The sequence below is a fragment of the Streptomyces sp. CB01373 genome (genome assembly GCF_002803075.1).
Lineage (GTDB): Bacteria > Actinomycetota > Actinomycetes > Streptomycetales > Streptomycetaceae > Streptomyces.
On record NZ_NNBK01000016.1, the window covers coordinates 111,920 to 134,064 of the forward strand.

The 22,145-nt window shown below is 71.4% G+C and carries 22 protein-coding genes, 1 tRNA gene and 2 pseudogenes; 14 read left to right on the plus strand and 11 right to left on the minus strand.

What is annotated here, in order from left to right:
* Window positions 1–5: 5 nt before the first annotated feature.
* A complete protein-coding gene (locus tag CG719_RS25660; protein ID WP_100571048.1) occupies window positions 6–1,025 on the minus strand; it encodes an SMI1/KNR4 family protein in 1,020 nt (339 codons plus the stop codon).
* A 312-nt stretch (window positions 1,026–1,337) separates the two neighbouring features.
* Here CG719_RS25660 and CG719_RS25665 point away from each other — a divergent pair, with 312 nt between their 5' ends.
* Complete coding sequence (locus tag CG719_RS25665; RefSeq protein WP_100571049.1) at window positions 1,338–1,853, plus strand: YwqJ-related putative deaminase; 516 nt, start codon at window positions 1,338–1,340, stop codon at window positions 1,851–1,853.
* 101 nt (window positions 1,854–1,954) lie between these two features.
* Complete coding sequence (locus CG719_RS25670) at window positions 1,955–2,479, plus strand: SUKH-3 domain-containing protein (RefSeq protein WP_100571050.1); 525 nt, start codon at window positions 1,955–1,957, stop codon at window positions 2,477–2,479.
* 77 nt (window positions 2,480–2,556) lie between these two features.
* On the opposite strand, the gene CG719_RS25675 is transcribed toward CG719_RS25670, so the two are convergent.
* The gene (locus CG719_RS25675; protein WP_100571051.1) at window positions 2,557–3,903 is read right to left on the minus strand and encodes a sensor histidine kinase; all 1,347 of its coding nucleotides are present in this window, start codon (window positions 3,901–3,903) and stop codon (window positions 2,557–2,559) included.
* A 97-nt stretch (window positions 3,904–4,000) separates the two neighbouring features.
* Here CG719_RS25675 and CG719_RS25680 point away from each other — a divergent pair.
* The 6 genes from CG719_RS25680 to CG719_RS25705 all read left to right on the plus strand — a co-directional run bounded on the left by CG719_RS25680 (window position 4,001) and on the right by CG719_RS25705 (window position 8,756).
* Window positions 4,001–4,073, plus strand: a tRNA-Gln gene (locus tag CG719_RS25680).
* A gap of 127 nt (window positions 4,074–4,200) precedes the next feature.
* Window positions 4,201–5,649, plus strand: a complete 1,449-nt coding sequence (gene glmU, locus CG719_RS25685; RefSeq protein ID WP_100571052.1) for a bifunctional UDP-N-acetylglucosamine diphosphorylase/glucosamine-1-phosphate N-acetyltransferase GlmU — start codon at window positions 4,201–4,203, stop codon at window positions 5,647–5,649.
* A 94-nt stretch (window positions 5,650–5,743) separates the two neighbouring features.
* Complete coding sequence (locus CG719_RS25690; protein WP_100571053.1) at window positions 5,744–6,718, plus strand: ribose-phosphate diphosphokinase; 975 nt, start codon at window positions 5,744–5,746, stop codon at window positions 6,716–6,718.
* Window positions 6,719–6,923: 205 nt separating this feature from the next.
* Complete coding sequence (locus CG719_RS25695) at window positions 6,924–7,514, plus strand: 50S ribosomal protein L25/general stress protein Ctc (RefSeq protein ID WP_100571054.1); 591 nt, start codon at window positions 6,924–6,926, stop codon at window positions 7,512–7,514.
* 79 nt (window positions 7,515–7,593) lie between these two features.
* On the plus strand, window positions 7,594–8,196 hold the full coding sequence (gene pth, locus CG719_RS25700; RefSeq protein WP_100571055.1) for an aminoacyl-tRNA hydrolase: 603 nt from the start codon (window positions 7,594–7,596) through the stop codon (window positions 8,194–8,196).
* Window positions 8,197–8,249: 53 nt separating this feature from the next.
* Window positions 8,250–8,756 carry a hypothetical protein gene (locus CG719_RS25705; protein WP_100571056.1) on the plus strand — a complete coding sequence of 169 codons (507 nt, stop codon included), beginning with the start codon at window positions 8,250–8,252 and terminating at the stop codon, window positions 8,754–8,756.
* A gap of 71 nt (window positions 8,757–8,827) precedes the next feature.
* On the opposite strand, the gene ppc is transcribed toward CG719_RS25705, so the two are convergent.
* Complete coding sequence (ppc, locus tag CG719_RS25710) at window positions 8,828–11,569, minus strand: phosphoenolpyruvate carboxylase (RefSeq protein WP_100571057.1); 2,742 nt, start codon at window positions 11,567–11,569, stop codon at window positions 8,828–8,830.
* A gap of 290 nt (window positions 11,570–11,859) precedes the next feature.
* Here ppc and CG719_RS25715 point away from each other — a divergent pair, with 290 nt between their 5' ends.
* Both CG719_RS25715 and CG719_RS25720 read left to right on the plus strand, forming a co-directional pair.
* Window positions 11,860–12,867 carry an acyl-CoA desaturase gene (locus tag CG719_RS25715; protein ID WP_100571058.1) on the plus strand — a complete coding sequence of 336 codons (1,008 nt, stop codon included), beginning with the start codon at window positions 11,860–11,862 and terminating at the stop codon, window positions 12,865–12,867.
* Window positions 12,864–13,538 carry a TetR/AcrR family transcriptional regulator gene (locus tag CG719_RS25720; RefSeq protein WP_100571059.1) on the plus strand — a complete coding sequence of 225 codons (675 nt, stop codon included), beginning with the start codon at window positions 12,864–12,866 and terminating at the stop codon, window positions 13,536–13,538. Before CG719_RS25715 ends, CG719_RS25720 begins: the two co-directional genes overlap by 4 nt.
* Window positions 13,539–13,562: 24 nt before the next feature.
* Here the strand turns inward: CG719_RS25720 and CG719_RS25725 are convergent, their stop codons facing one another.
* Both CG719_RS25725 and CG719_RS25730 read right to left on the minus strand, forming a co-directional pair.
* Window positions 13,563–13,976: a VOC family protein gene (locus tag CG719_RS25725; protein ID WP_100571060.1), complete on the minus strand. Its 414-nt coding sequence runs from the start codon at window positions 13,974–13,976 to the stop codon at window positions 13,563–13,565.
* Between the two features lie 3 nt (window positions 13,977–13,979).
* Window positions 13,980–14,798, minus strand: a complete 819-nt coding sequence (locus tag CG719_RS25730) for a trans-aconitate 2-methyltransferase (protein ID WP_100571138.1) — start codon at window positions 14,796–14,798, stop codon at window positions 13,980–13,982.
* Window positions 14,799–14,937: 139 nt separating this feature from the next.
* Between CG719_RS25730 and tamR the strand changes: the two genes are divergently transcribed.
* Complete coding sequence (gene tamR, locus CG719_RS25735; protein WP_100571061.1) at window positions 14,938–15,435, plus strand: MarR family transcriptional regulator TamR; 498 nt, start codon at window positions 14,938–14,940, stop codon at window positions 15,433–15,435.
* A 13-nt stretch (window positions 15,436–15,448) separates the two neighbouring features.
* Here tamR and CG719_RS25740 read toward each other — a convergent pair whose 3' ends face one another.
* A complete protein-coding gene (locus CG719_RS25740; protein ID WP_100571062.1) occupies window positions 15,449–16,222 on the minus strand; it encodes a response regulator transcription factor in 774 nt (257 codons plus the stop codon).
* A 273-nt stretch (window positions 16,223–16,495) separates the two neighbouring features.
* Between CG719_RS25740 and CG719_RS25745 the strand changes: the two genes are divergently transcribed.
* Window positions 16,496–16,939 carry a GNAT family N-acetyltransferase gene (locus CG719_RS25745; protein WP_100571063.1) on the plus strand — a complete coding sequence of 148 codons (444 nt, stop codon included), beginning with the start codon at window positions 16,496–16,498 and terminating at the stop codon, window positions 16,937–16,939.
* Between the two features lie 14 nt (window positions 16,940–16,953).
* Here the strand turns inward: CG719_RS25745 and CG719_RS25750 are convergent.
* Window positions 16,954–17,218 (minus strand): annotated as a pseudogene (locus CG719_RS25750) (hypothetical protein); the annotation flags it as partial.
* Between the two features lie 146 nt (window positions 17,219–17,364).
* On the opposite strand from CG719_RS25750, the gene CG719_RS25755 reads away from it, so the two are divergent.
* Window positions 17,365–17,586, plus strand: a complete 222-nt coding sequence (locus tag CG719_RS25755) for a DUF397 domain-containing protein (RefSeq protein ID WP_100571064.1) — start codon at window positions 17,365–17,367, stop codon at window positions 17,584–17,586.
* Window positions 17,587–17,752: 166 nt separating this feature from the next.
* On the opposite strand, the gene galK is transcribed toward CG719_RS25755, so the two are convergent.
* The 3 genes from galK to galT are packed head-to-tail and all read right to left on the minus strand — an operon-like array spanning window position 17,753 to window position 20,934.
* A complete protein-coding gene (gene galK / locus CG719_RS25760; RefSeq protein WP_100571065.1) occupies window positions 17,753–18,907 on the minus strand; it encodes a galactokinase in 1,155 nt (384 codons plus the stop codon).
* Complete coding sequence (gene galE, locus CG719_RS25765; RefSeq protein WP_100571066.1) at window positions 18,908–19,876, minus strand: UDP-glucose 4-epimerase GalE; 969 nt, start codon at window positions 19,874–19,876, stop codon at window positions 18,908–18,910. It abuts the gene before it with no gap.
* The gene (galT, locus tag CG719_RS25770) at window positions 19,873–20,934 is read right to left on the minus strand and encodes a galactose-1-phosphate uridylyltransferase (protein WP_100571067.1); all 1,062 of its coding nucleotides are present in this window, start codon (window positions 20,932–20,934) and stop codon (window positions 19,873–19,875) included. The genes galE and galT overlap by 4 nt, the downstream gene beginning before the upstream one ends.
* A 197-nt stretch (window positions 20,935–21,131) precedes the next feature.
* Here galT and CG719_RS25775 point away from each other — a divergent pair.
* Window positions 21,132–21,362 (plus strand): annotated as a pseudogene (locus tag CG719_RS25775) (Na+/galactose cotransporter); the annotation flags it as partial.
* An 86-nt stretch (window positions 21,363–21,448) separates the two neighbouring features.
* On the opposite strand, the gene CG719_RS25780 reads toward CG719_RS25775, so the two are convergent.
* Window positions 21,449–22,120 carry a helix-turn-helix transcriptional regulator gene (locus tag CG719_RS25780; protein ID WP_100571068.1) on the minus strand — a complete coding sequence of 224 codons (672 nt, stop codon included), beginning with the start codon at window positions 22,118–22,120 and terminating at the stop codon, window positions 21,449–21,451.
* Window positions 22,121–22,145: the final 25 nt, after the last annotated feature.

Consider the following 22,145-nt stretch of genomic DNA (forward strand, 5'->3'; position numbering starts at 1 on the left):
TCGACTCACTCCCCCACCGACGAGACGGCCGCGGCACGGGCGAACCCGCCGTCCACCATCAGGTTCGCCACCGTCTCCAACTCCGGCGGCGAACCCGCCAGCCGGGAAAGGAACGCGTCGAAGTCATCACCGCACGGCAGCAGCAGCCGCTGCACCCGCTCGGCCTGCGGCCAGGACGGATCCACGTCCCGCGCGTCGTCGTACGCGCAGAACCACACCGAACCCGACTGCTCGCCCCTCACCTTCACCGCGAGCAGTCCGCCCTGGACGAAGCCGACGGCCAGGTAGTCCTTGGTCAGGTGGTCGCGCAGGCACTTGTTGACGTACACCAGGTCGTTGACCGCCGCCTCCTCACGGACCGTGAAGAACGGCTGGTCGACCAGCAGCCCCAACTCCGCGTCCAGGGCCGTCCCGACCGGCGCGCAGCCGCCCGCCGCCTTCAGGAACGAGCGGTAGGCGCCCGGCAACCGGTACCCGAGGTCCTCCTCGACCCCCTGCACCTGCTGCTCCGACACCGCCGCACCCGACTTCGGCAGCCGGAAGTGCGCCGGCCTCGTCTCCTGCAACGGGCGGGTGCCCCGCTTGTTCTGGTCGACGTTCGCGGTCGCGATCCCGCCGTGGTGGCGCAGCAGCGCCTTCACCTCCACCGGGACCAGTTCCAGGCGCCGGGAGCCGGCCACGTGGTGCCACGTCCAGCCGTGCGGGGTCGCCACGTTCGGCACCGTGTCCCACAGTTCGTGCCCCGACGCCGCCATCGCCGCGTTCGCCGACACGTAGTCCGTCAGCCGCAGTTCGTCGACCCCGAACCCCTGCGGCGGCTCCGCGATCTCCACCGCGGCCCGCGCGTAGGGCGAGAAGTCGGGGAAACCGCGGTCGTCCACCCGCACCCCTCGCGGGTGACGCGCGGTCCGGACCGGATCCGGAAAGTGCACGATTTGCCCGGCATAGGCCGCGTTCGGCGTCACGGCCTGTCCCCCAGCCTGGCGGCCGGGTGGTACCCCCAGCCCGAGCCGACCTGTCGTCATGGCTGCTGCCCCCTGAGGCACTCTGTACGGCCCACGCCGACCGGCTCGCTGCTCCGCCCGCCGAGGCCCGTATCCCTACTTCTCTCCAACGCGTCCACCGCGCGCACCGCGGCGTGCCGACAGCCTATGCGGTACGACGTCACCGGTCACCGGGCCGCCACCCGCCGAACCGGCCCTGCCGTGACCAGCCGTCACCTTCCAGTGACGCACTGCCCCGGACGGGGTGTGTCACACCGCCCCAGCTTCCGCAGCAGGCACGCCATTTGGCACTCTGTGAGTTTCCGGGGGGATGCACGGGAGGGAAAGACGATCATGAACGCGACGCAGACGGGACCGCACACGAGCGCTTCCGGAGACCCAAGAGTCGGCTGGAGCAGCGCCGACGCACCGCACGCGCCGGCACTCCGCCACCGCCGCGACGGCATCCTGCCGACCGTCGCCGCCGCGCTCTCGGTGCGCGGCGCCACCCTCACCGGCACCGCCGCCCGGGGCGAGGAGCCGCCGGCCCTGCACCACCTCGTCCAGGACTTCCTCGACGCCCTCACCAGCGCCCAGCGCGACCGCTTCACCGGCCGCTGCGCCGAGACCATCCTGATCTCCCGGCACATCACCGCCGCCGACGCGGCCCGCAGCAAACGTGCCGCCCGCAAACCCATGAGCAACGGCGAGGCCCGCAAGAGCCTGAAACACGCCAAGCTCACCACCCGCCGCATCCGTGAGGACGGCGACCCCCTGCACGGCAGCTTCGCCGGCCCCTGCCGGTCCTGCACCGCGCTCAGCGCCCACTTCGGCGTCCGCATCGTCGACCCCACCACCGGCAAGGGCTGACCCACCGGCCTGGAAACCCCGGCCGCGGCCCCCGCGAAACCCCCCACCCGCACCCCGCCACGGCGCCACCCGCCACGGCACGACCCACGAACGAAGGGCAGATGCACGCCGACCGAGCCTCCTTCCCCCAGCAGGCCGAGAGCGGGGGAGGAGCCGCACGCTTCCCCGGGCCCGTCGAGACCACGCTGCGCGCCGCCGGCTGGCGGCCGGGGCGCTGGGACATAAAACAGGCCGAGATGTGGGCCGACGCCCTGCGCGAGCACCTCTCGCCCGCCGGCCACCACCACGCCGTGTTCCCCGCCGCCGTCGAAGCCTGGGCGGAGTTCGGCGGCCTGCGCGTCTCGCCCACCGGCCCCGGCCGTCGGATCGCCCCCGCCGTCCTCGATCTGGACCCGCTGCACGGCCTCCACATGGCCCGCACCCTCGGCGACCTCGGCCGCGCCCTGGACACCGAGGTCTGCCCGCTGGGCACCGAGACCGACAGCCGGTCCCTGCTCGCCATCGACGCCGAAGGCCGTGTCTACGCCCTCGACCACACCGGCGACTGGTACCTCGGCCCCGACATCGACCTGGCCCTGTCGGCCCTCGTCTCCGGCACGGAACCCGTACGGCTCACCACGGGCTGAGCACTCGTACACACCCACGCGCGTACGCACACGCACGCGTGCGTACCCGCTCACCGCGCGCCGGCCGGAAGGGCCCGCTACGACGCCGGGATCACCGCCGAGACCCGGAAGCCCCCCGCGTCCGTCGGCCCCGACACGAACACTCCGCCCAGCGCGACGACCCGCTCCCGCATCCCGAGCAGCCCGTTCCCGCCCGACGGCAGCCCCGCAGCCGACGCCGAGGCGGGTTCGGGCGGCGGCTCGTTCTCCACCTGCATCGCGATCTCCGCCGTCCGGTGCGCCAGCCGCACGTACGTCTGCGCCCCCGCCGCGTGCTTGTGGACGTTGGTCAGCGCCTCCTGCACCACGCGGTACGCCGTCTGCTCGACCTCCGCCGCGTACGAGCGGGCCGTGCCGTGCACCGAGAGGTCCACGGGCATCCCGGCGGCCGCCGACTGCCCGACCAGTTCGTCCAGCTCCGACAGGCACGGCCCCTCGGGCACACCGTCGGCGGCGCGGGAGGCCGCGGCCGCCGCGGCGGCCCCCACCGCGGCGAGCGGCACGTCGTCCGCCGCACGGGACACACCCTGCTCCGGCACGTACGCCCGGGGCTGGGTCTTGGCGGGCTCCGCGCTGCGCAGCACCCCGAGCATCTCCCGCAGCTCGGTCAGCGCCTGCCGCCCCATGTCCCCCACCAGGGCCGCGTTCTTCACCGCCTTCTCCGGGTCCTTGCGGGCCACGGCCTGCAACGCGGCGGCATGGACCACCATCAGACTCACCCGGTGCGCGACCACGTCGTGCATCTCCCGCGCGATCCGGGTCCGCTCCTCGTTGCGGGCCCACTCGGCCCGCTCCTCCGCACGCTCCGCGAGCAGCTGCAGCTCCCGCTCAAGGCTGTCCGCCCGCTCCCGAAGGCTCTCCATCAGCCGCCGCCGGGCCCCGACGTACAGGCCGAGAAGCAGAGGAGGCGCCGTCAGGCCGAGCGAGGTGGTCACCGCGGCGAAGGGCACGAACCAGTTGCCGAGGGTCAGGTCCCCGCGCGCCATGTCCTGGTGCACCCGCACGAACGTCACGATCATCGTCCCGACCAGGGACATCCCGGCCAGCGCGGCGATCACTCTGCGGGGCAGCTCGCACGAGGCCAGGGTGTACAGCCCCACGATGCCCATCAGGAAGCCCATCTGGGCCGGCGTGATGGCGATGGCCACCAGCACCACGGCGATCGGCCACCGCCGCCGGATGAGCAGCACGGCCCCCGCCACCACCCCGAACACGATCCCCAGGGACACCGGAATCCCCGCGTCCCGGGCGAACGGCACCCCCTCGGCCCCGCACTCCAGGGCGGACACCAGCGCGAGTCCCCCGTCGAGTGCCACGCTGCGCCGTCGCGCCCACCACCACGGCCCGGTCAGGACCGCCTCGTGGTCTTCCCCCGTCGTGGTCATGGCTCCAGCCTACGGGCGGCGGCCGGGGCGCCTAGGGCGGGCGGAACGGAATCGTGGCCCTGAGCCGGGCACGTCTCCGGTATGGTCTGAAGCGCTGTCCCCCGTGGTGTAACTGGCAGCACACTGGTTTTTGGTACCAGCAGGACAAGGTTCGAATCCTTGCGGGGGAGCTCCGGCGCAGAAAGTCTCATTCCGGGTCCCGCCCTCACGGGCCGGACCCGTTCTCATATCCCCCCACAACCGCCCCGGTATCCTGCGGATGTCCACCCCCACCCATCCACAGCCGAAGGGCATCCCGTGAGCGCCATTCGCCCGGCAGCCGTCGTCGTTCTCGCAGCGGGTGAGGGCACCCGTATGAAGTCGGCCACACCGAAGGTCCTGCATGAGATCTGCGGCCGGTCACTGGTGGGTCATGTGCTCGCCGCCGCACGCGAGTTGAAGCCGGAGAACCTGGTCGTCGTGGTCGGGCACGCGCGGGAGCGGGTGACCGCGCACCTGGCCGAGGCCGACTCCGGGGTCCGCACCGCCGTGCAGGAGAAGCAGAAGGGCACCGGGCACGCGGTCCGGATGGGCCTCGAGGAGCTCGGCGGGCCCGTCGAGGGGACCGTGATCGTCGTCTGCGGCGACACTCCCCTCCTCACCGGTGAGACCCTCCAGCGGCTGGCCACCGCGCACCAGGAGGACGGCAACGCCGTCACCGTGCTCAGCGCCCAGGTCCCGGACGCGACCGGTTACGGCCGGATCGTGCGCGACTCCGGTACGGGCGCGGTGACCGCGATCGTCGAGCACAAGGACGCCACCGAGGACCAGCGGGCGATCCGGGAGATCAACTCCGGGGTGTTCGCGTTCGACGGGCGGCTGCTGGCCGAGGCGCTGGGCCAGGTCCGGACGAACAACAGCCAGCACGAGGAGTACCTCACCGACGTCCTCGGGATCCTGCGCGAGGCCGGGCACCGGGTCGGCGCCTGCGTGGCCGGCGACCACCGGGAGATCGCCGGGATCAACAACCGCGTGCAGCTCGCCGAGGCGCGACGGACCCTCAACGACCGCCTCCTGACGGACGCGATGCTCGCCGGTGTCACGGTCGTCGACCCGGCGACCACCTGGATCGACGTGACGGTGACCTTCGAGCAGGACGTCGTCGTGCACCCGGGCACGCAACTGCACGGGACGACCCGGCTCGGCGAGGGCTGCGAGGTGGGCCCCAACAGCCGGCTGACGGACACCCGGGTCGGCCCGGGGGCGCGGGTGGACAACACGGTGTCCGACGGCGCCGTGGTGGGCGCGCAGGCCTCCGTGGGGCCGTACGCGTACCTGCGGCCGGGTACGCGGCTCGGGGCGAAGTCGAAGGTGGGCACGTACGTCGAGACGAAGAACGCCTCGATCGGCGAGGGCACCAAGGTTCCCCACCTGTCGTACGTCGGTGACGCCACCATCGGCGAGTACACGAACATCGGCGCGGCGAGCGTGTTCGTGAACTACGACGGGGAGAGCAAGCACCACACGACGGTCGGCTCGCACTGCAAGACCGGTTCGGACAACATGTTTGTGGCTCCCGTCACGATCGGGGACGGCGCCTACACCGCCGCCGGGTCCGTGATCACCAAGAGCGTGCCGCCGGGTTCGCTGGCCGTGGCCCGTGGCCAGCAGCGGAATATCGAGGGCTGGGTGGCTCGCAAGCGTCCCGGAAGCGCGGCGGCGAAGGCGGCCGAGGCCGCATCCGGACAGCCGGAGAGCGGAGCCTGACCGGAAACCGGCACGCCAAAGACGGCGTACCGTGATAAGTGCACACGTCCCCACGTCCCACCCTGCTGCGAACACCCGCTGAGGAGACACTGCTGTGACCGGGATCAAGACGACCGGCGAGAAGAAGATGATGTTCTTCTCCGGCCGCGCCCACCCCGAGCTTGCCGAGGAAATCGCCCACGAGCTGGGTGTCGGGGTCGTCCCGACCAAAGCGTTCGACTTCGCGAACGGCGAGATCTACGTGCGTTATCAGGAGTCGGCCCGCGGCGCGGACTGCTTCCTGATCCAGAGCCACACTGCTCCGATCAACAAGTGGATCATGGAGCAGTTGATCATGATCGACGCGCTGAAGCGTGCGTCGGCCCGTTCCATCACGGTCATCGTCCCGTTCTACGGTTACGCGCGGCAGGACAAGAAGCACCGGGGACGTGAACCGATCTCGGCGCGTCTGATCGCGGATCTGATGAAGACCGCGGGCGCCGACCGCATCCTGACCGTGGATCTGCACACGGACCAGATCCAGGGCTTCTTCGACGGACCGGTGGACCACCTGTTCGCGCTGCCGCTGCTGGCGGACTACGTGGGCAACAAGGTGGACCGTTCGAAGCTGACGGTGGTCTCCCCGGACGCCGGCCGGGTGCGGGTGGCGGACCGCTGGTGCGACCGGCTGGGCGCCCCGCTGGCGATCGTGCACAAGCGGCGTGACAAGGACGTGGCGAACCAGGTCACCGTGCACGAGGTCGTCGGTGACGTGAAGGGCCGTATCTGCGTCCTGGTGGACGACATGATCGACACGGGTGGCACCATCTGCGCAGCGGCGGACGCCCTTTTCGCGCACGGCGCGGACGACGTGATAGTGACGGCGACGCACGGTGTGCTGTCGGGTCCCGCGGCGGACCGGCTGAAGAACTCCAAGGTGAGCGAGTTCGTGTTCACCGACACGCTGCCGACGCCGAACGAGTTCGAACTCGACAAGATCACGGTGCTGTCCATCGCGCCGACGATCGCGCGCGCGGTGCGCGAGGTGTTCGAGGACGGCTCGGTGACGAGCCTGTTCGACGAGCAGTGACGACCAGGCCTGTGGAACGACCAGGCCCGTAGATCGTTTTGGGTCCGGCCTCCCGCTCCGAGTAGACTGCTGCAGTTGCTCGGCGAGGGAGGCCGTACTCGTTCTCGTGTACGGCGATCCGTTATCGACGCGCTCTTCGTAGCAGGCCGTTCGTGGCCGGGTGACCCCGCCCGTTTTCCGTGTACCTCTACGAGGAGTGAAGAGCATGTCCGAGGTAAAGCTCGCCGCCGAGACGCGCACCGAGTTCGGCAAGGGTGCCGCCCGCCGTGTCCGCCGTGAGAACAAGGTTCCCGGTGTGCTGTACGAGCACGGCATGGTGCCGATCCACCTGACGCTGCCGGGTCACGAGCTGCTGATGGCGCTGCGTACGCCCAACGTCCTGATCTCGCTGGACATCGACGGCAAGACCAACGAGCTGGCGATTCCGAAGGCCGTGCAGCGCGACCCGCTGAGGGGCCACCTGGTGCACGTGGACCTGCTGATGGTCAAGCGCGGCGAGCGCGTCGTCGTCGAGATCCCCGTCGTCGCCGAGGGCGAGCTGGCCCCGGGCGGCAACCTGCTGGAGCACGTCCTGTCGGCGCTGCCGGTCGAGGCCGAGGCCACGACCATCGCGGACCAGCTCACGGTCTCCGTACAGGGTCTGGCGGCCGGTGCCGCGATCCACGCCAAGGACATCGCCCTGCCGAGCGGTGTGAAGCTGGCCGTGGACGAGGACACGGTGGTGCTGCAGGTCCTGGCCGCGCAGGCCGAGGAGGCCCCGGCGGGCGAGGAAGGCGAACAGGCCGCGCAGGCCTGAGCCCGACCGTCATCGTCCCGCCGGCCGCCGCTTCCCTCGGGGGGCGGCGGCCGGCGCGTATGACGCCTATTGAGGAGACATGGACGTGACGACCTCCGCGAACGATCCCTGGCTGATCGTCGGCCTCGGCAATCCCGGACCGGAGTACGCCATGAACCGGCACAACGTCGGGTTCATGACGGTGGATCTGCTGGCCGACCGGATCGGGGGCCGGTTCAAGCGGGCGGGCAAGGCGCAGGCCCAGGTGGTGGAGGGGCGGATCGGTCCCCCCGGGCCGGAGAGCCGCCGGGTGGTCCTGGTGAAGCCGATGTCGTTCATGAACCTGTCCGGCGGACCGGTGAACGCGCTGCGCGACTTCTACAAGGTGCCGCTCGGCAACATCGTGGCGGTCCACGACGAACTGGACATCGACTACGGCGTGCTGCGGCTGAAGCTGGGCGGCGGCGACAACGGCCACAACGGGCTGAAGTCGATGACGAAGGCGATGGGTCCCGACTACCACCGGGTGCGGTTCGGGATCGGGCGCCCGCCGGGCCGGATGCAGGTGGCGGACTTCGTGCTCAAGGACTTCTCCTCCGCCGAGCGCAAGGAACTGGACTACTTCGTGGACCGGGCGGCGGACTCGGTGGAATGTCTGCTGGCGGAGGGTCTGGAACGGGCGCAAAGCGCGTACAACTCCTGACTTGTCCCCCGGCTGACGACCCCCGGAGTTGACCGCTCGTAGCGACATGGCCAATGATCCCGGCCATGCCTGCCGCCACCGCAAGACGTTCCCGCCAGGCCTCCCACACCGCGCTCCGGTTCGGCCGGGTGGCGGCCATGGGCGCGGTCACGGTGCTGATCCTCATCGCGGGCGTGTGGGCGTCCTGGCACACCGCGCCGTACGTGATGCTCACCAAGGGACGCGAGCACGGCACGATCGAGGTGACGCGGTGCGAGGGCGACACGTGCACCGGGCCCTACACCCCGGTCTCCACGGGGTCGACGGCACGCGACCGGGTGGTGATCGACCACACCGTGGCGGTGCGCAAGGGGCAGACCTACAGCGTCGTCGTGAAACCGGGGACCGACGAGGTGGTCCGTTCGGGCCCCGCCGGGATCCTGTACGCGTGGGCCCCGCTCGGCGGTGCGCTGCTGCTGGCCTCGGTGGTCGTGGCGGGCGGGCTGCGGCAGACCCGGGCGGCGTGGGTGCTGGCGGGCTCCGGGATCGCGCTGCTGACGGCGGTCTTCGTGGCGCTGTGAGCCGTAGGACATGAAAGTGCCCCCGGTCCCGCACGGATCTCCGTACGGGACCGGGGGCATTCGTGTGCCGGTCAGCCGGTGTTGCGCAGGCCGGCCGCCACGCCGTTGACGGTGAGCAACAGGGCCCGGGAGAGCAGCGGGTCCGGCTCCCGGCCGGCCGCCGCCGCGTCGCGCTGCCGCTTGAGCAGGGTGACCTGGAGGTAGGAGATCGGGTCGAGGTAGGCGTCGCGGATGGCGAAGGTCTGCCGGAGCACGGGCTGGGCGTCGAGGAGTTCGCTCTCGCCGGTGACGCGCAGCACCTCGCGCACGGTGAGCTCGTGCTCGGCCCGGATGGTGTCGAAGACGTGCTTGAGCTCGTCGGGGACGAGGGTGTCGACGTAGTGCTGCGCGATGCGCAGGTCGGTCTTGGCGAGGGTCATCTCGACGTTGGAGATGAAGTTGCGGAAGAAGTGCCACTGCCCGTGCATCTCGTCGAGCACGGTGTCCCCTTCCAGCCGCAGGCCTGCCTCGCGCAGCGCCTTCAGGCCGGAGCCCACGCCGAACCAGCCGGGCACGATCTGCCGGGACTGGGTCCAGCCGAACACCCAGGGGATGGCCCGCAGTCCGTCGAGTCCGGCGCCGGAGTCGGGGCGGCGCGAGGGCCGCGAGCCCAGGTGCAGGTCGGCGAGCTGGTCCACGGGGGTGGAGGCGAAGAAGTACGCCGGCAGGTCGGGGTCCTCGACGAGCCTGCGGTAGGCGGCGTGGGCGGCGTCGGACACCACGTCCATCGCGGCGTCCCAGCGGGCCAGCGCCTCCACCGACTGGCGCGGGGCGGTGTGCAGGGCGGAGGCCTGGAGGGTCGCCGCGAGCGTCAGTTCCAGGTTCTCCCGGGCCAGGGACGGGATCAGGTACTTGTCGGAGATGACCTCGCCCTGCTCGGTCACCTTGATCTCGCCCTCCAGGGTGCCCCAGGGCTGGGCGAGGATCGCGTCGTGGGTGGGGCCGCCGCCGCGGCCGACGGTGCCGCCGCGGCCGTGGAAGAGCCGCAGCCGTACGCCGTAGCGGTGGGCGACGTCGCGCAGGCGCCGCTGGGCGCGGTGGATCTCCCACTGGCTGGTGGTGATGCCGCCGAACTTGGAGGAGTCGGAGTAGCCGAGCATGACCTCCTGCACATCGCCCCGCAGCGCGACCAGGCGCCGGTAGGACGGGTCGGAGAGCATGTCCTCCAGGATGGTGTCGGCTGCCTTGAGCTCGTCGGTGGTCTCCAGCAGCGGCACGATGCCGATCTTCGCCCAGCCGGCGTGCAGGTCGACGAGTCCGGCCTCGCGGGCCAGGACGGCGGCGGCGAAGACGTCGTCGGCGCCCTGGCACATGGAGATGATGTACGACTCGATCACCTCGGGCCCGAAGACGCGCAGGGCCCGCTTGACCGTCTCGAAGACGCCGAGGGTCTTGGCGCCGGCCGCGTCGACGGGGGCCGGGCTCGGGCCGAGCGGCCGCCTGGACCTCAGCTCCTTGGCGAGCAGCTTGGCGCGGTACTCGCGGGGCATGTCGGCGTAGCGCCAGGACTCCTCGCCGAGCCGGTCGAACAGCTGACCGAGGGCGTGGTGGTGGGCGTCGGCGTGCTCGCGGACGTCCATGGTGGCCAGCTGGAGGCCGAAGGCGGCCAGGGTGCGGATGGTGCGGCCCAGGCGGCCGTCGGCGAACAGGCCGCCGCGGTTCTCGCGCAGGGACTCCTGGATGATCCGCAGGTCGTCCAGGAGTTCGGCGGTGCCGAGGTAGTCGCGTCCCGGCTCGTGCGGGGTGCCGGTGGCCAGGCGCTGCTTGGTGTTGACGAGCTTCTGGCGGATGCAGGTGGCCTTGAGCCGGTAGGGCTCCTCGGCGTTGAGCCGCTTGTAGCGGGGGCTGATCTCCGGCAGGTTCTCCAGGTCGGTCCCGAGGGACTGGAGCAGCGCGTCGGTGGCGCCGGTGTAGCGGATCGAGTTGGACAGGAAGCCGCGCAGCTCGTCGATCATGTCGAGGGCGTCGTTGATGCCGTGCTCGTGCTGGAGGATCAGCACGTCCCAGGTGACCTCGGGGGTCACGTTGGGGTTGCCGTCGCGGTCGCCGCCGATCCAGGTGCCGAAGGTGAGGGGGCGGGTGTCGTCGGGCAGCTTGACGCCGGCGCGCTCCAGTTCCGCGGTGAGGTCCTCCAGGACGTCACCGACGGCGCCGGCGTGGAGTTCGTCGAGGTAGTAGATGGCGTTGCGGGACTCGTCGGCGGGCTCGGGGCGGACCACGCGGAGTTCGTCGGTCTGCCAGACGAGGTCGATGTTCTCGGCGAGCCGGGTGTCCAGGCGGCGGCGGTCGGCCTCGGCGACCGGGGTCTCCAGGAGCGCGGCGATGCGCCGGAGCTTGTTGAGCACCGAGCGGCGGGCGGCCTCGGTGGGGTGGGCGGTGAACACCGGGCGGACGTTGAGGTGCCGGACGGTCTCCCGCAGGTGCTCGGGGTCGGCGTCCTTGAGGCGGTCGGCGGTGCGGGCCAGCAGTCCGCCCTCCGCGGCGCGCCGGGCGCGCAGTTCGCGTCCGCGGTGCACCTGTTCGGTCACGTTCGCCAGATGGAAGTAGGTGGAGAAGGCGCGGACCAGCTTGGCCGCGGTGTCGAGTTCGGTACCGCGCAGCAGTTCGGCGGCGGCCTCACCGTCCTCCCGGGTGAGGCGGCGGACCTTCTCGACGAGGTCCAGGAGTTCGGGGCCTTCCTGCCGTACGAGGGCCTCCCCGAGGAGGTCACCCAATCGGCGGATGTCGGCACGCAGCTCGGCGCTGGTCGTCGTCTGGTCGTCGGCACTGCTCACAGGTGCGGCTCCTTGCGGGTTGAAGCACGTCTGGGAGGGGACCCGGACGGGTGCCGCGCGGCGGCTGCCGCTTACGGGCCGAGTGTCCGGGAAGGAATTCTTCAGAGCGGACCGCGCTGTCCGACCGCCTCCAAGTCTAGGTGTCGCGGGGGACGCGCAGACCAGGGGCTCTTGCCGCGGCGCGACGCGCTGCCATACTTACGACGCCGTAGGTTACGGAACCGTAGGGAGCTGACCGGTTCCCTGACCCCGACGACCCGTCTCGACTCCCGACCCCACAGGGGACGCCCATGACCACAAGCTCCGATGTGATCGACGACGCCCCGAAGGCGACCGACACCTCTCTTGCCTCCGCCACCCTTGGAGGTGAGCAGAAGCGTTCGATCGAGCAGATCACGCTGCTGCTCTTCATCACCGTTCCGTTCCTCGCACTGCTCGCCGCGGTGCCGCTGGCATGGGGCTGGGGGGTGAGCTGGCTGGACCTCGGCCTGCTGGTCTTCTTCTACTACCTCGGCTGTCACGGCATCACGATCGGCTTCCACCGGCATTTCACGCATGGCTCGTTCAAGGCGAAGCGGCCCCTGAAGATCGCGCTGGCGATCGCCGGGTCGATGGCGGTCGAGGGACCCCTGGTCCGCTGGGTCGCCGACCATCGCAGGCACCACAAGTTCTCCGACCACGAGGGTGATCCGCACTCCCCGTGGCGGTACGGCGAGACGGTCCCGGCGCTGCTGAAGGGCCTGTGGTGGGCCCATATCGGCTGGATGTTCGACGAGGAGCAGACGCCGCAGGACAAGTACGCCCCGGACCTGATCAAGGACCGGACCCTGCGGGCGATCTCCCGTCAGTTCATCCTGTGGACGGTGGTGTCGCTGCTGCTGCCGGCGCTGATCGGCGGCCTGGTCACGATGTCGTGGTGGGGCGCGTTCACCGCGTTCTTCTGGGGCTCGCTCGTCCGGGTGGCGCTGCTGCACCACGTGACCTGGTCGATCAACTCCATCTGCCACGCGGTCGGCAAGCGCCCGTTCAAGTCGCGGGACCGCTCCGGCAACGTGTGGTGGCTGGCGATCCTGTCCTGCGGCGAGTCCTGGCACAACCTGCACCACGCCGACCCGACCTCCGCCCGGCACGGCGTGGAGCGCGGGCAGATCGACTCCTCGGCCCGGATCATCCGCTGGTTCGAGCGGCTCGGCTGGGCCCACGACGTGCGCTGGCCGTCACGCTCGCGTATCGATTCCCGCCGCAACGACGAGCAGGGCGGCTCCCGGCGCCGGAGGAATACCGCCGAGGCGGCATGATTGACGGCGTGGCGACCGACTCCAGCACTTCCAGCAATGAAAAGCCGCGGCGCACGCGCCGTACCCGTATGACCGGCGCCGAGCGCCGCCAGCAACTGCTGGAGATCGGTCGCACGCTGTTCGCGGCGAAGGGTTTCGAGGGCACCTCGGTGGAGGAGATCGCGGCCAAGGCCGGGGTGTCCAAGCCGGTGGTGTACGAGCACTTCGGCGGCAAGGAGGGCCTGTACGCGGTCGTGGTCGACCGCGAGATGCGGCGCCTCCTCGACATGGTGACCGGCTCGCTGACCGCGGGCCACCCCCGCGAGCTGTGCGAGCAGGCGGCGTTCGCCCTGCTGGACTACATCGAGGAAAACACGGACGGCTTCCGCATCCTGGTCCGCGACTCCCCCATCCCCCAGTCGACGGGGTCCTTCGCGTCCCTGATCTCCGACATCGCCACCCAGGTGGAGGACATCCTGGGCCGCGAGTTCAAGTCCCGCGGCTTCGATTCGAAGCTCGCCCCGCTGTACGCGCAGGCGCTGGTCGGCATGGTCGCCCTGACCGGCCAGTGGTGGCTGGACGTGCGCCGCCCGAAGAAGGCGGAGGTCGCCGCCCACCTGGTCAACCTGGCCTGGCACGGCCTTGACGGGCTGGAGCCGCGGCCCCGGCTGATCGGGCACCGCAAGTCCTAGGGTCTTTCGTTTGGATCAGGTGGATCAGGCCGGTGTCCGGCATGATCCAAACGAAAGACCCTGGACGGAGACGTCCTGGGCGAGCGGTTCCAGGAACTCCAGGCGGTTTCCGACGGGGTCCTCGGAGTAGAACCGCCTGTGGCCCGGCAGGCCGTCGTCCCACACCACCTTCGCGCCGTGCGCCGTGAGCCGGGCGGCGAAGGCCTCGATGCCCGTCACCCCGAGCCCCGGGTGGGCCTTCCGGGCGGGGCGGAAGTCCCGCTCGACACCCAGGTGCAGCCGGACGGCGCCGGCCTGGAACCAGCAGCCGCCGCGCGCGGCCAGTACCGGCGGCTTCGGGACCTCGGTCATGCCGAGGACCCCGGCGTAGTACGCCCGCAGCTCGTCCTCCGAACCGGGCGGGGCGGCGAGCTGGACGTGGTCGATGGCGGCGAGCATGCCTCAGGCCTCCTTGGTGGCGACCGCGAAGACGCGGCGGAAGGGGAACGGGGTGCCGTGCGGTCCGGCCGGATAGGCCTCGCGCAGGGCGGTGCGGTACTCGGCCAGGAACTCCTCGCGGGCCGCCGGGTCGTCGCCGAGTGCGGTGAGCACGGGCCGCAACCCTGTGCCCTTCACCCAGTCGAGGACCGGGTCCTCACCGGTCAGCAGGTGGATGTACGTGGTCTCCCAGACGTCGGCCGCGCAGCCGAGGCCGGTCAGCCGCTCCAGGTAGGCCTCGGGGCCGAGCACCGCGTCCGCGTGGCGCAGGGTGTCTCCGAGCCGGTCGCGCCAGCGGGCGGAGCCGGCGAGTTCGCGCATGAGCCGGTGGCTGGGGGCGGAGAAGTTGCCGGGGACCTGGAAGGCGAAGGTGCCGCCGGGGCGCAGCCCCGCCACCCAGTCGGCGAAGCGGTCCGGGTGGCCGGGCACCCATTGGAGCGTGGCGTTGCTGACGATCAGGTCGTACGGCTCGCCGGGGGTCCAGGTGCGGGCGTCGGCGGGTTCGAAGTCGAGGCGGCCGCCGCCGGCGGTGGGGCCCTCGTGGTCGACCACGGCCTTGTCGAGCATCTCCGGTGAGTTGTCGTAGCCGGTGATGTGCGCGGTGGGCCAGCGGTCCGCGAGCAGGGCGGTGACGTTGCCGGGGCCGCAGCCGAGATCGGCGATGCGGGGCCGGTCGCCGGGCAGTGCGGGGACACGGGCGACGAGGTCGGTGAAGGGGCGGGCCCGGTGTCCGGCGTGGCGCAGGTACTGGGCGGGGTCCCAGGCGGGACTCTGGGCGGACATGGCGGCCTCCAGGAGGTGCGGGACGTGGTGCGGGTGGTCGTCGGCGGCTGCGCCACCACTCTCCTCCGACATTTATCTCGACGTCAAGACACTTGACGCCAAGAGACTTCACATCGACACAACCACTACACTGATCGCCATGGAGGACGAGGTCGATCGGCTGGTCGCAGCATGGCGCCGGGAGCGCCCGGACCTCGACGTGGAACCGCTCGAGGTGCTCAGCCGGGTGAGCAGGCTGGCCCGGCACCTGGACCGCGCACGCCGGCTGGCCTTCTCCGAGCACAGCCTGGAGCCCTGGGAGTTCGACGTCCTGACGGCGCTCAGGCGCGCGGGCTCGCCGTACCAGCTCTCCCCCGGGCAGTTGCTGACCCAGACGCTGGTCACCTCGGGCACGATGACGAACCGTATCGACCGGCTGGCCAAGAAGGGCCTGGTGGAGCGGCTTCCCGACCCCAGCGACCGGCGCGGGGTGCTGGTCCGGCTGACGGACGAGGGCCGGGACCGCGCCGACCGGTCCCTGGCCGGGCTCCTGGACCAGGAGCGCGCGCTGCTGGCCGAGCTGTCGACCGCGCAGCGCGGCGAACTGGCCGGCCTGCTGCGCCAGTTGACCGCCCCGTTCGACAACATCCCCGGCTGAGGGGGGCGCCTGGTCAGGCGCTGCTGCTCTCCTCCACCCCGATGCGCCCGGCGGGCCCCAGATCGGCCGGTCCCACCCCGGCCCGGCGGGCCAGGGCCACGGCGGCCAGGGTGGAGTGCACGCCGAGCTTGCCCAGGACGTTCTGCATATGGGTGCGCACGGTGTGCGGGGACAGGTAGAGCCGCTCGGCGACGGCCTTGCGCCCCAGCCCCGCGACCATGCAGCGCAGCACCTCACGCTCGCGCGGGGTCAGCGACTCCACCAGGCGCTCGCTCTCGGTGCGGTGCTTGCGGGCGGCGGTCAGCTCCCGCAGCACGCCGGTGAGCAGGGCGGGCGGCAGATGGGTCTCGTCGCGCAGGACCCCGCGGATGACCGTGAGCAGCCGGGACAGCGAGCAGTCCTTGGCGACCCAGCCGCAGGCACCGGCCTGTAGGGCGAGCGCCGCGCGGCGCGGGTCGTCCTTCTCGGCGAGTACCACGGTCCGCACCCCGGGCTGGGCCGCCCGCACTCCGGCGACCAGGGAGATCCCGTCCACCAGTCCGTCCTCGTCGCCCTCCCGCACGGGAACGGCGGGCCGGGCCGCGGGGACGTTGCCGCCGAGGTCGGAGTCGACGAGCACGACGTCGAAGCGGCGGCCCTCGGCGGCCGCCCGCTCCAGACAGCGCAGCGCCGCCGGGCCGGAGCCGGCCGCGGACACCTCCACGTCGGGCTCGGCGGCCAGGGCTGCGGCGAGCGACTCGGCGAAGATGCGGTGGTCGTCGACGACCAGGACTCGGACACGAACCACTGAAAACCCCCTTCCCCACGCTCCTGGTCAGAGCAGGGGACTCTCCCGGCGCCGGAGAACGCCGAGGGCGCGGGCCCGACGTCCGGGGCCGAGTGGGCCGGACGGCACTCGCCGTACCGGACCGCCTCCGCGCCCGACGCTGTCCTGCCCGAGCCTTCTCGCCCCCTGACCAGCACCGGCCCCCACCGGTGCCGCTCATCAGAGTACGGGCGGCGGCCAGGAGGGGAAGGCAATTCGCAGAACTGACCAGCCGACGCGTTTAGGGTGTGCCGCATGTTTCGTATTGAGGCAGAAGTCGACAAAGAGCGCCGCGATCTGCTCCGCTCCCGCCTCCGCGACACGAACACCGCGGCCTCGCCGTTCATCGCCGACCTGCGCAGAACCCCGGCCGCCCGGGAAGTCCCCCTCCACCTCTGGGCGTTGAACGACTCCGGCGAACTGGCGGGCGGCCTGGTGGGCCACACCTGGGCGACCTGGCTGCACGTGACCCACCTCTGGGTCGACGCCCCCCACCGTGGCACGGGCCTCGGCTCCCGCCTCCTGGCCCGCGCCGAACGCATCGCCCACCGAGACCGCGCCTGCACCGCCGCCCGCCTGGAAACCTGGGACTTCCAGGCCCCGGGCTTCTACCGCAGGCACCACTACAAGGTGGTCTGCGCGATCCCCGACTACCCGCCGGGGATCACCGAATACACCATGATCAAACCGCTGCCCTGAGCGGACGGCGGCCTTCAGAGCGCGTCGAGCGCCTCCGTGCTGATGTCGATGTCGATGTCGTAGGGCACGTCGAGCTTGAGCCGGTCGCGGTGGGTGCCGGTCAGGGCGTACGTCTTGGTCAGCGGGTCGAGTTCGTACACAGATGTCGGGCTCCGGTCCGTTGCGACGGTCCAGCACGACCGTCATCTCCCGGCGGATCTTCATCTTCGCGGGAGCCGTGCGGCGCAGGCCGGTCACCAGAAGGTCGATCACGATGCTGTGGAAATACTGCTGCGGACTGAAGGGATCACTCTCCGCCGAGGGCATGGACGCGGGGAGCGGCACGCCCCCGAGCCGGGCTTCCCGGGACCGGGCGATGCGCAGTACGTCGTCGACACGTCGGCCAGCCTGGACCTGCTGGCCGCCGCACGAGAGGAGCTCACCCGATGAACGCCACGCCAACCACAGAACGGCTCGTGGCAGCAAACTGGTTGAAAAGCAGCTACAGCGCTGCCAACAATGAATGCGTGGAGGTGGCCCACGCTGTAACGCGGGTGGGCATACGTGACTCCAAAATATCCGCTCGCCGTGAACTCACCGTGAGCACAGGCGCGTTCGCCATGTTCATCGAAGGTCTGAGAGACGGCGTCACACCCTCGGAATGTTAACGGCGGCACTGCAGTCAACCTCCATCGACATCATCCTCCGGCCGCCGGAAGAGACCCCAGGCGTCGACAGCCCGCCCGGGCTGCCCGAGGCAACTGGTTGCGGCCACTGTTGCTCAGCGTGCCGGATCTGTGGGCCCGCCCGCCCGCACAGATCCGGTCGCGGGCGTCAGGCCAGCCGGCGGGCGCCCGCCGCGGGGACCGCCTCGAAGACGCGTGGGGGTGTGTGGGCCGCCTTGGTGAAGGCCTCTTCCATTGCCTTGGTGAGAGTGGGGACGTCCGCGGTGTCCGTCAGGACGATCGCCGAGCCGCCGAAGCCGCCGCCGGTCATGCGGGCGCCCAGGGCGCCGGAGGCGAGGGCCGTGTCGACGACCAGGTCCAGTTCCGGGCAGGAGACGCGGAAGTCGTCGCGCAGGGAGGCGTGGCCCTCGGTCAGGATCGGGCCGATCGCCCTGATGTCGCCCGACTCCAGGAGGGACACCACCCGTTCCGCCCGCGCGTTCTCGGTGACGACGTGGCGGACCAGCCGGGCCACCTCCTCGTCGCCGGCCAGGTCGGCCAGCGCCGCGTCCAGCCCGTCGTGGGGGATGTCCCGCAGGGCGTCCACGCCCAGCAGGGCCGCGCCCTTCTCGCAGCCCGCGCGGCGGCGGCCGTACTCGCCGCCGCTGTGAGCGTGCTCGACCCGGGTGTCGACGACCAGCAGGCGCAGGCCCTCGGCGGCCAGGTCGAAGGGGATCTGACGCTGGGACAGGTCCCGGGTGTCCAGGAACAGTGCGTGGCCGGCCTCGCAGCAGGCCGAGGCGGTCTGGTCCATGATGCCGGTCGGGGCGCCGACGTAGACGTTCTCGGCGCGCTGGCACAGGCGGGCCAGCCGCCAGCCCTTCAGGCCCAGGGCGTAGAGGTCGTTCAGGGCCAGGGCGACCACGACCTCCAGGGCCGCGGAGGAGGACAGTCCGGCGCCCGTGGGGACCGTCGACGTCAGGTGGACGTCCGCGCCGGTGACCTCGTGGCCCGCCTCGCGCAGGGCCCAGACCACGCCCGCGGGGTAGGCGGTCCAGCCGCGGTCGGACTCCGGGGCCAGCTCGTCGAGCCGTAGTTCCACCGGCCCTCCCGGCATGTCCGCCGAGTGCAGCCGCAGTACGCCGTCGTCGCGGCGCGCGACCGCGGCCGTCGTCACGTGGGGCAGCGCGAAGGGCATCACGAAGCCGTCGTTGTAGTCGGTGTGCTCGCCGATCAGGTTGACGCGGCCCGGCGCCGCCCAGACCCCCTCCGGCTCGGCGCCGTACAACTCGATGAAGCCTTCTCGGACCTCAAGTGCCCCCACTTACCGCTCCCTTGCGATGTGCTGCGCGAACTCCCAGGCATCCGCGACGATACCCGCGAGGTCGGTGCGGGACGGGTTCCAGCCGAGCTTTTCGCGGGCGGCGGCCGCCGAGGCGACCAGGACCGCCGGGTCGCCTGCCCGGCGCGGGGCCACGACCTCGGGGACGGAGTGGCCGGTGACCCGGCGGACTGTCTCGACGACCTCGCGCACGGAGAAGCCGTTGCCGTTGCCGAGGTTGCACACCAGGTGCTCGCCGGGCCGGGCGGCGTCCAGCGCCAGCAGGTGGGCCTCGGCGAGGTCGGCCACGTGGATGTAGTCGCGCACGCAGGTGCCGTCCGGGGTCGGATAGTCGTCGCCGTGGACGGAGATCGCCTCCCGCCTGCCCTCGGCGACCTGGAGGACCAGCGGGATCAGGTGCGACTCGGGGTCGTGGCGTTCGCCGTACGCGCCGTACGCGCCGGCCACGTTGAAGTAGCGCAGCGAGACCGCGCCCAGGCCGTGGGCCGCCGCCTCGCCGGCGATCATGTGGTCGACCGCGAGTTTCGAGGCGCCGTAGGGGTTGGTGGGCCGGGTCGGGGCCGTCTCGATGACCGGCACCTGCTCCGGCTCGCCGTAGGTCGCCGCCGTGGAGGAGAAGACCAGCGTGCGTACGCCCGCCCCGCGCATCGCGGCGAGCAGGGCCATCGTGCCGCCGACGTTGTTGGCCCAGTACTTCTCCGGCCTCACCACCGACTCGCCGACCTGTGAGAAGGCGGCGAAGTGCAGCACCCCGGCGAAGGAGGGGTCCAGCCACTTGGCGGCGTCCCGGATGTCGCCCTCGACGAAGGAGGCGCCCGCGGGCACGCCCTCGCGGAAGCCGGTGGAGAGGTTGTCGAGCACGACGACCTCGTGACCGGCCTCAAGGAGGTGCTGGGCGACCACACTGCCGACGTAGCCCGCGCCACCCGTCACCAGGTACTTCCCGCTCATGAACCCGCTACCTCCCGCAGTCGCCGCGCCGCGCGCTCCGGCGGCACGTCGTTGATGAACACGTTCATGCCGGACTCGGAGCCCGCGAGGAACTTCAGCTTGCCGGAAGTGCGGCGGATGGTGAAAAGCTCGAGGTGGAGCGCGAAGTCGTCACGCGTGACGCCGTCGAACTCGTCCAGCGCGCCGAACGGCGCCTGGTGCCAGGCCGCGATGTACGGCGTCGGCGGGTCGCCCTCGCCGAACAGCCGGTCGAAGCGCCGCAAAAGATCGAGGTGGATCCGGGGGAACTCCGCGCGCGCGGCCTCGTCGAGTCCGAGCAGGTCGGGGACCCGGCGCCGGGGGTAGAGGTGGACCTCGTAGGGCCAGTGCGCCGCGTACGGCACGAAGGCCACCCAGTGCTCGCCCTCGACGACGACCCGCTCGCCGGCCGACTCCCGTGCCAGGACCGCGTCGAAGAGGTTCTCGCCGCCGGCGGCCTCCCGGTGGGCCGCCAGTGAGCGCAGCATCAGCGCGGTGCGCGGGGTGGTGAAGGGATAGGCGTAGATCTGGCCGTGCGGGTGGCCCAGCGTGACGCCGATCTCGGGGCCGCGGTTCTCGAAGCAGAACACCTGCTTCACGGCGGGAAGCGCGGACAGTTCCGCGGTGCGGTCCGTCCACGCGTCCAGGACCAGCCTCGCCTGCCGCTCGCTCAGGTCGGCGAACGAGGCGTCGTGGTCGGAGGTGAAGCAGACGACCTCGCAGCGGCCGAGGTCGCCGGCCAGCGAGGGGAAGCGGTTCTCGAAGACCACCACGTCGTAGGAGGAGTCGGGGATCTCGCTCACGCGGTCGCCGGCGGAGGGGCACAGCGGGCACTCGCCGGCCGGCGGATGGTAGGTGCGGCCCTGGCGGTGGGAGGCGACGGCGACCGCGTCACCGAGCAGCGCGTCCCGGCGGATCTCCGAGGTGGTGACCGTCCGTTCCAGCGGACGCCGGTCCACCGCCTCGCGCACGGTGTCGTCCCGCAGGTCGTAGTAGATGAGCTCACGACCGTCGGCCAGCCGGGTCGAGGTCTTCTTCACTGTCGGACTCCCTACTGGTCCCCGGGCCACCGGTCCGCGAGCCCACCCCCGTCGGCACCCAATCACCCAACACAATCAAACATAACATGTCACAACTCACCACACCCTCACCTGCCAGCTTTACATCACAATCCAACAAAGCCCACCAACAAGAGTGTTCAAACAGTGAACGCGGAGGCGTAGGTTCCCGCTGGACCAGTTCGCGCGACGAAGCGATTTGGGTGTTCGCCGCCTTCATCTCCGCCAACCTGGCCGCCACCGAGATCCTCGGCATGGCCGCCAACAGCGCCCAGTACGGCGCGTACACCGTGCACGGGTACTGGATCGGCGCATTCCTGCTGCTGCGCTTCGACAGGTCCGCACATCTGCTCAGTTCGATCCTGTTCGCCTTCGCGGCCCTCCTCATCGCCGGTGTGAACCTCTACGCGCCGTTTGAACGGCGGGCCTCCTCGCAAGAGAGCAGGTGACCCGGGCGCCCCCGTCCGGCGCGGGAGAGCCGGGCCGGACGACGGGGCTACCGCAGCGGGCCCGCCCGGTCGAGCAGACCGGTGCGGGCCGCCAGGGCCGCCGCCTCCAGTCGCGAGCCCACCCCGAGCTTCATCAGGACGCGCTGGACATGGGTCCTGGCCGTGCTGGGGGCGATGCCCATACCGGCCGCGATCAGCCGGGTGTCCTCGCCTTCGGCGACCCGGACCAGGACCTCCACCTCGCGCGGGGTGAGCATCCGCAGAAGGCGCTGGCCCTCGTCGTCCGGTGGGGCGGCGGGGTTCAGCAACTCGCCGAAGGCTCCCTGGAGCAGTTGCGGGGCGACGGCGGCCTCGCCCGCCCGCGCCTTGATGATCGCCCGCTCGACGCCCTCGATGCGCTCGTCGTGGCGTACGTACCCCGAGGCCCCCGCGGCGAAGGCGGCCGCGATGCCGCGCGGGGACGGAACCGGGCCGAGCACGATCACCGCGACCTGCGGACGCTCCCGCTTGATCTTCACCACCGGCTCGAAGGTGCCGGGCTCGGCCGGTGTCGCCGTGCCCAGCAGGCACACCTCCGGTGCGCGGCTGATCACCAGATCCGCCGCGCCCGCGGCCGGCGCGGTGGCGGCCAGCACACGGTGTCCGCGCAGCTTGAGCGCCGAGGCCAGCGCCTCGGCCAGTAGCCGGTGGTCGTCGACCACCATGAGCCGCACTCCCATCAAGCCCCCCCAGTCCCCCCACGGA

Bases quoted from the DNA above. Each gene is read 5' to 3' on its own strand.
- CG719_RS25660 (WP_100571048.1), bottom strand. From the start codon at position 1,025: ATGACGACAGGTCGGCTCGGGCTGGGGGTACCACCCGGCCGCCAGGCT.
- CG719_RS25665 (WP_100571049.1), top strand. From the start codon at position 1,338: ATGAACGCGACGCAGACGGGACCGCACACGAGCGCTTCCGGAGACCCA.
- CG719_RS25670 (WP_100571050.1), top strand. From the start codon at position 1,955: ATGCACGCCGACCGAGCCTCCTTCCCCCAGCAGGCCGAGAGCGGGGGA.
- CG719_RS25675 (WP_100571051.1), bottom strand. From the start codon at position 3,903: ATGACCACGACGGGGGAAGACCACGAGGCGGTCCTGACCGGGCCGTGG.
- CG719_RS25695 (WP_100571054.1), top strand. From the start codon at position 6,924: ATGTCCGAGGTAAAGCTCGCCGCCGAGACGCGCACCGAGTTCGGCAAG.
- pth (WP_100571055.1), top strand. From the start codon at position 7,594: ATGGACGTGACGACCTCCGCGAACGATCCCTGGCTGATCGTCGGCCTC.
- CG719_RS25705 (WP_100571056.1), top strand. From the start codon at position 8,250: ATGATCCCGGCCATGCCTGCCGCCACCGCAAGACGTTCCCGCCAGGCC.
- CG719_RS25715 (WP_100571058.1), top strand. From the start codon at position 11,860: ATGACCACAAGCTCCGATGTGATCGACGACGCCCCGAAGGCGACCGAC.
- CG719_RS25720 (WP_100571059.1), top strand. From the start codon at position 12,864: ATGATTGACGGCGTGGCGACCGACTCCAGCACTTCCAGCAATGAAAAG.
- CG719_RS25725 (WP_100571060.1), bottom strand. From the start codon at position 13,976: ATGCTCGCCGCCATCGACCACGTCCAGCTCGCCGCCCCGCCCGGTTCG.
- CG719_RS25730 (WP_100571138.1), bottom strand. From the start codon at position 14,798: ATGTCCGCCCAGAGTCCCGCCTGGGACCCCGCCCAGTACCTGCGCCAC.
- tamR (WP_100571061.1), top strand. From the start codon at position 14,938: ATGGAGGACGAGGTCGATCGGCTGGTCGCAGCATGGCGCCGGGAGCGC.
- CG719_RS25745 (WP_100571063.1), top strand. From the start codon at position 16,496: ATGTTTCGTATTGAGGCAGAAGTCGACAAAGAGCGCCGCGATCTGCTC.
- CG719_RS25755 (WP_100571064.1), top strand. From the start codon at position 17,365: ATGAACGCCACGCCAACCACAGAACGGCTCGTGGCAGCAAACTGGTTG.
- galE (WP_100571066.1), bottom strand. From the start codon at position 19,876: ATGAGCGGGAAGTACCTGGTGACGGGTGGCGCGGGCTACGTCGGCAGT.
- CG719_RS25780 (WP_100571068.1), bottom strand. From the start codon at position 22,120: ATGGGAGTGCGGCTCATGGTGGTCGACGACCACCGGCTACTGGCCGAG.